This is a genomic window from Vibrio sp. JZG10 (assembly GCF_054064075.1).
This window is the reverse complement of the sequence record NZ_JBSUGE010000041.1, coordinates 1-9,301: the sequence shown is the minus strand read 5'-3', so window position 1 is coordinate 9,301 and position 9,301 is coordinate 1. Positions and strand designations below refer to the sequence as shown.

Annotated in this window: 6 protein-coding genes; all 6 read left to right on the top strand. The window is 43.8% G+C overall.

The window, feature by feature from the left end; genetic code table 11:
- Positions 1–127 precede the first annotated feature (127 nt).
- The 6 genes from gmtY (at position 128) to ACWYVB_RS23720 (ending at position 8,954) form a co-directional block, all read left to right on the top strand.
- Positions 128–1,585: a gamma-mobile-trio recombinase GmtY gene (gene gmtY / locus ACWYVB_RS23745; protein WP_457530407.1), complete on the top strand. Its 1,458-nt coding sequence runs from the start codon at positions 128–130 to the stop codon at positions 1,583–1,585.
- Positions 1,586–1,644: 59 nt separating this feature from the next.
- On the top strand, positions 1,645–4,254 hold the full coding sequence (gmtZ, locus tag ACWYVB_RS23740; protein WP_457530409.1) for a gamma-mobile-trio integrase GmtZ: 2,610 nt from the start codon (positions 1,645–1,647) through the stop codon (positions 4,252–4,254).
- Positions 4,254–4,931, top strand: a complete 678-nt coding sequence (gene gmtX, locus ACWYVB_RS23735) for a gamma-mobile-trio protein GmtX (protein WP_258644844.1) — start codon at positions 4,254–4,256, stop codon at positions 4,929–4,931. The genes gmtZ and gmtX overlap by 1 nt, the downstream gene beginning before the upstream one ends.
- Positions 4,931–5,368, top strand: a complete 438-nt coding sequence (locus tag ACWYVB_RS23730) for a VPA1267 family protein (RefSeq protein WP_258644845.1) — start codon at positions 4,931–4,933, stop codon at positions 5,366–5,368. The genes gmtX and ACWYVB_RS23730 overlap by 1 nt, the downstream gene beginning before the upstream one ends.
- 23 nt (positions 5,369–5,391) lie before the next feature.
- Positions 5,392–7,530, top strand: a complete 2,139-nt coding sequence (locus tag ACWYVB_RS23725; protein ID WP_457530404.1) for an AAA family ATPase — start codon at positions 5,392–5,394, stop codon at positions 7,528–7,530.
- Between the two features lie 134 nt (positions 7,531–7,664).
- A complete protein-coding gene (locus ACWYVB_RS23720) occupies positions 7,665–8,954 on the top strand; it encodes a hypothetical protein (RefSeq protein WP_457530402.1) in 1,290 nt (429 codons plus the stop codon).
- Positions 8,955–9,301: the final 347 nt, after the last annotated feature.

Here is a 9,301-nt window from a genome sequence, read left to right as displayed (position 1 = left end):
GTTATATACAGTAACACAAAGGGTGTATATTGTGTATTAAGGCAGAGAAATCTGCCTTTTTATTGCACAACGAATCTCTTAGGTATATAGTGAAATTCATGTATTTCATGTACAAGGAAAACATGAATTGTCATCAGTAAAAGTCAGAGCAACGATTGTAGAGGATAATACGGGCATCAAAAGCCAACTACCTATCCTTTTAACTGAGCAAGGAGAGTTAAGCGCTGTCACAGACTACCTACTCAAACTAGAGGCTGATGGTGTGAGTAACTCCGTCATGAATGGATTTCTTCAAGCGGTGTCCTTGCTGTTGGATTATATGGAAGCAAATAAAGGATTATTTGACGATCCGAAGTTGCTCTTTCAGACCTTCTCTAAGCGCCTATACACGGGAACAATTGGCGAAGACGGGATTGACCCTTCTGGTTTATATTGGGTGCCAAGTTCAACCAGTAGCGTGAATAAGCATATTCATCGATTAACTGCATTCACCGATTGGTTGGCAAACAAGCAAGGCACTGTATCAATGAACCCCTTACGTGATGCCACCCCTCATGAGCAGCGATTGAATTACGCCGCATGGTATCGCAAAAACCAAAACGACTTTCTCGGTCATATTGAAGACAAGGCAGTTAATAAAACTATCCGCAAGGCACGAACCATCAAGGGGCGCACACCACTCTCTAAAACCGAAGATGACGCAATAGCCTTTCCTGAAAAGCATTGGGAAGATTTTTACTTGAATGGCATCGGTGGTGCGACCGACCCACGAGTGGCACTCCGAGACAAGTTAATAGTCCTTCTCATGCACGGTGGCGGGTTACGCGAAAGTGAAGCTTTAACGCTTTGGGTGACAGACGTGTTTGAAGATCCCTATGAACCAGATAATGCTATCGTTCGGATTTATAATGAAATCGATGGTAAAGCTCCAAGTGACCCTGAAGTTCGTTCTAAAAATCAGAATAGAGAAACGTACTTAAAAGAAAAATACGCTCGCATCCCTCGACAACGCATGAAAGGCACTGCACATCTCGGTTGGAAGTGTCGTGTGGTTGACCATAAAGATAACTACATACAAGTTCAGTGGTTCCCAGCCGACTATGGCAAAGTGTTTATGTCACTTTGGAAAAACTACCAAAAGTACCGCGCCAGCATTGACTGTCACCACCCTTATGCGTTTATTTCGTTTCATCACAGCGCTTTCGGCAATCCTTATACCATCAACGCTTTTCATGATAACTACGCCAATGGCTTGAGGCGCATTAGATTAGATCCAAACAAGGCAGAAGGCAAAGACCCTCACGGACATCGACACAATTATGGCAGGCGATTGCGATATGCTGGACTCAGCCCTTTGATAATACGCCGTTGTATGCATCATAAATCATTAGATTCCCAGGTTGCTTATACAGGTGAGAGTCAGAAAAAAATTTCTGATGAATTAACCCAAGCAACGTTGAAACTGGCAAACCCAGAATCCAAAGTCAAAGCACTCGACTGGAAAGTATTGGTTGAACATGGTTTTGATGACATCGACCCACAGGGTTACTTCACTGGCAAACATTCAAAACTGAGAGGTCAATAGTGCCGACGAATAAAGTTAAAAAAAATGACGGGCGTACATCCGATTTAACCTTCTCATGGATGCTTGTCACACTCGGTGCTGAGTGGCAACAATGGCAAGAGTTAGCGTCAGAATGGATGGCAATTCAAACCGAAGCTATACACCTAAAGAGGGATGCTTTGGGGCGCTTCTTTGAATCTTACCTTGCTGAATGTGCGCCTTATGCAATTAGTAATGTGGATTTGTTTTTTAAGGGTTATCTAGGGCATAAATGCTCTAGTGAAGAGCTGGAAGTCGCAGTAAAGAAAACACAGAATACCCCTAGTATAATCCAAAAAGGCGTAAATTATCCTTGTGAGTTCATTGATTTTGTTATCGAGAAAGTGTTCTCGGAAGAAGATGATAATGGCAACCTAGTGCCACTGGTTCAAAACCCACTGAGCAAAATCCAACGTAAAGATTCAGCAACAGAAACCGTGCGCAACCCCTTGCCGTATCGCTACATTCAGGATTTGCGCCAAATTCTTTGCCCATTACCTGACAAAACTGAATTGACCGTCATTGAGAAAAACCTCAAGGACGATGAATCCATGCTTCCAGTTTATCACTATCGTCATTTCAGGCACTGGACATGGGCGCAACAGCAATCAGGGCAAAGGGAAAGAGGTGGTGATGGAGACTGGTTTGAAGTCAAGCCTGAGTTGATTGATAAGTCCGATCCCGACTGCGTATGGCGTACTAAAGAAGTAACTCGAAAAGGTAAGAATATCACACTTTATCAACTCTGGTCGCCTGTAAAAGCGATGGTGATTTTCATGAAACTCCACCTACCACTACGTACCTATCAGGTGCGTATGCTAGACAGTGGTGAAGCCGATACATGGCGCTATGAAAACGGTCAATGGGTAGTGAATACTAAGCATGATTTTGCGCTTGGAAATAAAAAGCGCCCATTCGGGAAAGGAATCTTCCGCCGCATTCACGATACCATGACAGGGTTGTATTCCGCAGGCTTGTATATCAATACCAACAAAACAGCCGACCAGAACAAAGACGAACTTGAACGGGGCTACATCATTCCTTGGCAAAACGAGGAAGTGTTGTACTGGCTGGAAAAACTGCGTAACTGGCAAGAAAAATACAATCCGATTACAAAACCCACGGACTGTACTACATTGCTGAATAAGCACACCCATTTTAAAAAATCTAAAAAACAACTAGAAAGCATGGGGGAAATATCCTTTCTGTTTCGTGATGCATCAGCTAAGAGTGTAGATAAACACAAGCCAATTGCGTTTAATAGATTAAAAACATTTTGGTATCAACTGTTATCAACGTTAGGAAAACAACTCGCAAAGCAGGGTAACACACTGGATAACGGTGAACGATTGGAACTGGTTGTGGATTACCCCGAAGGTGCTACTAGCAACGCTAAGGTTGCCACACTCTTTCCATTGCACAGTTTGCGTGTTTCGCTTATTACGGCTTACACGATGGACACACAACTGCCATTACCTGTGATTTCTAAACTATTGGCGGGTCATACGCGCCTGTTGATGACCATCTACTACAACAAGATTACTCCGTCTGTAATGGCAGAGAAAATGGATGAAGCACATGGAGAACTGGATGCTAAATCCAAACAATCGGTGCGCAACTTCCTTAGAGATGCCTCGATGGAGCAGATCCAATGCAAGATGGTGTATCACAGCGAGGGTAGCATTCAGGCAGCGCTGGCTAATCGCAATCCAATTGGCTGGGAGGAGCGCTCGTGTGGGATGTGTTTGGTCGGCGGTAACACCGTAAAATCCGATGAGATCAGTACCCTTGGAGGGTGCTGGAACGGTGGTGAATTGATTAGGGATTCGAAAACTGCTCAAAATCGCATTTATGATAGCGTGCCGCACGGCGCTGAAAACTGTATTCGCTGTCGCTGGTTCATTACTGAGGCTCGATATTTACCTGCACTCAACGCCCACTTCAATCAACTGAGTTATAAAGCGCATCAAGCGGCTAACCTATCTGTAGAAATCGAAGGTGAGCTGGAAGCTCTGAAAGATGAGCAGTTCTTCTGTGAAGAGCAAGGTAAGCCGTTTATCAAACACGATAAGCTGCAAACCCTACAGCGCCGCTGGGAAAAGCAGCAAGTCGAAGCAAGTGAATACGCTGAAGACTGGATAAAGTGCTTTGAACTGATCCATAAAATCATTTGTGTTGAAGAAGCTAGAGGTGAGGATGACACCAAAGATAAATTAATTGCGGTTGGCTCTGAGCAAGATGTCAGCCATGCCTTGAAGTTTATTGAAACCGACTCTGAGTTGCTGCACCTATCGCTGCTTTGTGACGATGCAGAATTCTACCCTGATTTGCAGGACGAACTGCGTAAAACGCCTGTGATAGAAAAGCGCTCTCGACAACTTAGCCGTGTGCTGATGAAAAAAGGCTTTGAGCCGATTTTCATGGAAATGGACGACAAACAACAGCTCATCGCTGCCAATGCCATGCTGCGCCAAATGGCGAAAATCGCTGATCCTGACGACAAGCTCGAAGGCTACCGCAAGGTGGCGAACTACATCGAAGCGGGTGAATATCTGACCGACAATAAGCTATTGTTTGGCGGTATTCATGCTCTGAGTAATAAAGTCATGAACCTAGATGGTATCTCACTACCGAACCTATTGGAGAACTAATGGAATTAGATATTGATGTCATTCTGGCTGACTTGAAAGAAGGTAAAGTGCCGCGCACACAGCAAAACCTCGATAAGCTCAACGACACGCTGAAAGCCTATGCAGAATCAGGTCAGCGTGACTTCTCTATCACGCAAATAGGGCGGGTGTCTGCCGAAAATGGCGGATTGGCGTATGAGGCTTTACGTGCTACCCGCAACAAGCACTATCGCACCCTCATCGAAGCATGGGCGGCAAAGTACAATACCAGTACCAAAAAACCGTTATCCAACACCTCACGGTCTAAATCTATCCCTGCGGATAATAAGCTGTTAGAGCGCATCCCAGACCCTGCGGTACGCGCCTTGTTTGGTCAAATCATTGCGGAGCGAAACCGCTATCGCAAAGAAGTCAATTTGCTCAAACAACACGCCAATATAACCATCGACAAACGCCCTGTGCGCCAGTTTGACACCACCGCAGAACCAAGCGTGGAAGTGCTGCCATCCCTATCAGGCGTACTCACAGAATCAGAGAAAAAAGCCTTAGCGTATGCCATTTCTGACGAATGCATGGAAAAGAACGACTGGCAATATACTCAAGCAGGTCAGGTAAAAGACATGGAGTACAACAGCGAAGTATTCCCAAGAGGCTTTGTCACAGGGCTTCGCAAACTATTGGGTGAGGTAGATGATTGATGGCAAGTGGGCAGCAGAAAGCGCAACAAAACCTTGAGGCATTTGAGGTCTGGAAAGCAACGCAGACGGACGATGAGTTTAAACAAATCGTGTTCAGAGGTCAGCTTAATCGTATTGAAGTGGCAAAGGGTATTGGTTGTGGAAAATCGGCTTTAAACCAAAATCCTGCCCTCAAGAAAGCACTCAAAGCCTTAGAAGATGAACTGCGCGTTAAAGGTGTCCTGCCACCTTTAACCGAGACTGCCCAGAAGAATGCGGATAAGCCTAAAGCCTACGATAATACCGCCAACCGTAAGCTTCTAGACTCAAAGCGGGTGTCGTCATTAGAGGCTGAGAACATTGAATTAAAAGCCAAGGTTAAAGAGCTTGAAAAGCAACTTGAGCGCTTTGGTGAATTGTCCGAAACCTTATCTGAAATGGGGTTGATGCCACGATGAATGCCGCTTTGCATGAAGACCAAATGCGTGTAACCAGTATCCCTTATCGCTCGACCAAGATGGTGATATTCAGCGGTGTACCGCTGGCGAAAGACTCTTACAAAACCAATAGTGGGAAGTATTACGTCACCATCAAAGCCGACCCCGATAGCATCCCTGTGCTTCCAACTCTGGGTCAGCATTGGTCAGTCAAAGGCGCTCGCCAGATAGAAAATATGGAGATAGGTAATTATGTGATGCAGCAGCACACCTATGAATCACCTAAGCATGTTGAATGCACTTTGCCTGAAACGGGTGAGCAACTGATACGCTTTATCGCCAGAGAAAGTGACTTCAAGGGTATTGGCGAAAGCAAAGCCAGAGCGCTCTGGCAGTTCTTAGGCACAGACTTTCATGCCACACTAAAAAATGACACCCCAGAGTCCAGAAAACACCTGACATCGATTCTGAGTAACGATTCAGTAGAAGCACTCTTTAAGGGATACGCCAAATACAAAAATTTGGCGTATTGCAACTGGATGAGCGATCACAACATCCCCGCCAGTGTGCAACAACGACTGCTCAGGCATCACGGTGAAGCCTCCATAAAGGCAATTAAGTATAATCCTTATGTTTTGATGGGATTTGGTCTTTCGTTTAGTGCCATTGAAGATATTATCAAGGTAACGGATTTTAAGAGCGATGTCGCGCAGGATGACCCAAGAAGACTCAGTGCGGCTCTGGAAATGGCAATTCGAAAAGAGATTGAAAAAGGTCATACCTATACCACTCATGCCAATGTACGCCCTTATCTCTACAAGTTACTGAAAAACAAAGCACTGGTCACTCAGGCGTTCCAGTCAGGTCACGATAAAGCGCAGTACATTTTAAATCCCGACATAGGAACCTACCATCCAACGGCGCAACTTCTGATGGAAAGTGTCGTTGCCAAGCGCTTAAAAACACTGATTAAGCGAAGTGACTTGTTTGATGAAAGAGCCAATGCCGCCTATTGCTCTGCGGTTGCCGAACTTCCCTACGAATTAACCCCTAAACAAACCGAAGCCGTCACAACGTGTCTGGATAATTCGCTAAGCTGTATTACGGGCGGTGCAGGAACAGGCAAGACCACGGTGCTGAGAACGGCGCTCAGGGCTTACCATCAACTCGGGTTTAAAATACACGCCGTGGCGCTCAGCGGTCGCGCTGCAATGAGACTTCATGAGTCCATTGGTTTTGTCACTTCAACCATTGCCAAATTGCTGCGTGAAGAACCCATTGAACCCAGTGCCGAGAACACTAATCACCTACTGGTCATCGATGAGGCGAGCATGATTGACCTACCGACCATGTATCGCCTAGTAAATCACATTCACCCCTCTGTACGATTGATATTCACGGGCGACCCCGACCAACTGCCACCAATTGGCTGCGGTAAGGTGTTGTCAGACATCGTTGAAGCAAAAACGGTGGCGAATACGATGCTAGACATCGTTAAGAGACAAGAAGGTTCAACGGGTATCCCCGAATATTCAAAGCTCATTAATCAAGGAATGGTGCCTGAACAATTAAGCACAGGTGCAATACACTTTCACGAAACCAGTAAAACAGACATTGCCAAAGTCTGTTGTGAGCTTTACCAAGAATCTCCAGAAAGCAGTCGCGTCATGGCTCCAACCAAGGCACTCGTATCAGAAATCAATAAACTCACCCAACAAGCCGTTAACCCAGATAGCACTAGTCTTGAGTTCGAAATCAATGGTGATAAGTTCTTTTTGCCACTTCGCATGAATGATGTGGTGTTATTCACGCAGAACCATTATGGCAAAGGCATTCAGAACGGCTCACTTGGTATGCTAACCAACGCCAAACCTTCTGGTGATAGTTACGGTGAAGTGACGCTAGATACAGGTGAAAAGGTCGAGATAACACAATCCGTTCTCGACAGCATGGAGTTGGGTTATGCAATCACCCTACATAAAGCCCAAGGGTCACAATTCCCGCGCATCATTATTGCCCTGCAAAAAGGTAGGATAGTAGATAGAGCATGGCTCTATACGGCAATCACGAGAGCTGAAAGTGAAATCCATATCGTTGGTAGTAGTGATGACATGAAGCAGATCACCGAGGCACCTAGTCACTCTCATAAGCGGAATAGTTACTTGAAAGAGCTACTGAAATAAGCATTTTAAACTCATACTATCCTATGTGCGTTACGATAGATCGTTGTTACATAAAGGTAATTTCTTCTTTGACTAAGTTACTCTAATGTTTTTAGTATGACGTTATCAAAATTATGTTAGAGCATAGGAAAAAAATGGCATCACCATTAGCAGATCTTGATGAGCTTGTTTTGAAGTGTCGGGATGATAAAGCCAAAAAGTATATCAAAGAAGCTGTTGAATGTTACAAATCAGGTGCATTTCGTTCATCCATAGTTTCTACATGGATTGCAGTCACTTTCGATCTAATTGATAAGTTTAAAGAGCTATCGTCTTTAGGTGACAAAGAAGCTGAAAAACAAGTTGAGGAACTTGAAAAGGCAAGAAGAATCAATGATATATCAAGATTTTTGCAACTCGAACGAGAAATTGTAGAAGTAGCCAGAGATAAACTTGAGCTAATTTCACATACCGAAAGTGTGGACTTAGAGCGCCTCCAAGAAGATAGAAATCGTTGCGCACATCCTTCAATGAATCTCGAAGGTGAAATATTCAACCCCTCGGCTGAGCTAGCGAGGTTGCATATAAGGTCAGCGGTTAATCACTTACTTCAATTCCCACCTTCACAAGGCAAGTATGCTCTAGAGCGTTTAATTTCTGAAGTAGAGTCAAAATATTTTCCGACAAGGAAGGAAGATATACTGTTAACACTCAAAAGTAGCCCACTTATTAAGCCAAGACATAGCCTTTTGAGAAATGTGATGGTCGTACTATTTAAAAAGGCACTAAACCCAGAAATAGATGCCCTTTTAAAAATGAAGATCCATTCAGTTATCGGCGCTATTGGGATACTACATAAAGTGCAATACGATGAAATTCTTAATAAAGATCTATCTCGGATAGTTCAGCAAGTGCCAGACAAAGAATTGAAGTATGCCGTAAGCTTGTTGGTGAACATTGATGACTCATGGGTATACTTAGACAATGTGGTAAAACTTAAACTAACTTCATATGTATCTGATCTTCCGTCGGAAGATTTTGATTACTTCGAACAGTTGTTAAACTATAAGCCTTTACTGAAATCTGCCGAAAAACGCTTAGGCAGAGCCACAATGAGAGAGTTAAGAGATATCATCCCATTTGATATAGATGACAGAATAATCGATCGAATGATCGATATATACGCTCGTTCCAATAATTTTTATGAAGCAAACGGCTGGGTGGAGGAAACAAGGAGCTATGTTTCTGATTTTTCGAAGGAGCATATAAGTAAGATTATTAATGTTGCCTCAGAAAACAATCAGATTACAGGTAGTAATGAGTTCCCTAAACTGGTTCGCGCAATTCGATCCCGAAAGGTTATTACCGATCAAGAACTCAATGAATTACTAGAGAAAAATGGAATCGAAGATTTAGTTGTAAAAGTTAACCCTGAACCAACTTAACAAGTGAATATTGATTGGAGAAGTTGTTTGTATTGAACCTTTTCATAGCAATCAAAAAGATGGTCAAGAAAAATCATAAATGCCTAGCGAGTAGTGAGCTGCGCGAGCGTCAGGAGTGGCTTTATTATTTTACTTTACCATCATTTCCCCTAAATACCCTCTGGGAAGGGTGATGGTTTCACGCAGTGAGGCCATCATCTTGCTAAGCCTTCAGGGATAAAAAAGCGTACACACTAATATACATAGTATGTACGCTTTATATGCCCACAAGAAGCATTGTCAGTAAAGGGCTGTCACTCACTCACGCGCAAATAAACATAGTTTTTACTGTATACTCCATTAGGGAG

What these genes read in the sequence shown, in the direction of transcription:
- gmtX (WP_258644844.1), top strand. Translation starts at nt 4,254, where the DNA reads ATGGAATTAGATATTGATGTCATTCTGGCTGACTTGAAAGAAGGTAAA.
- gmtZ (WP_457530409.1), top strand. Translation starts at nt 1,645, where the DNA reads ATGCTTGTCACACTCGGTGCTGAGTGGCAACAATGGCAAGAGTTAGCG.
- ACWYVB_RS23730 (WP_258644845.1), top strand. Translation starts at nt 4,931, where the DNA reads ATGGCAAGTGGGCAGCAGAAAGCGCAACAAAACCTTGAGGCATTTGAG.
- ACWYVB_RS23725 (WP_457530404.1), top strand. Translation starts at nt 5,392, where the DNA reads ATGCGTGTAACCAGTATCCCTTATCGCTCGACCAAGATGGTGATATTC.
- ACWYVB_RS23720 (WP_457530402.1), top strand. Translation starts at nt 7,665, where the DNA reads ATGGCATCACCATTAGCAGATCTTGATGAGCTTGTTTTGAAGTGTCGG.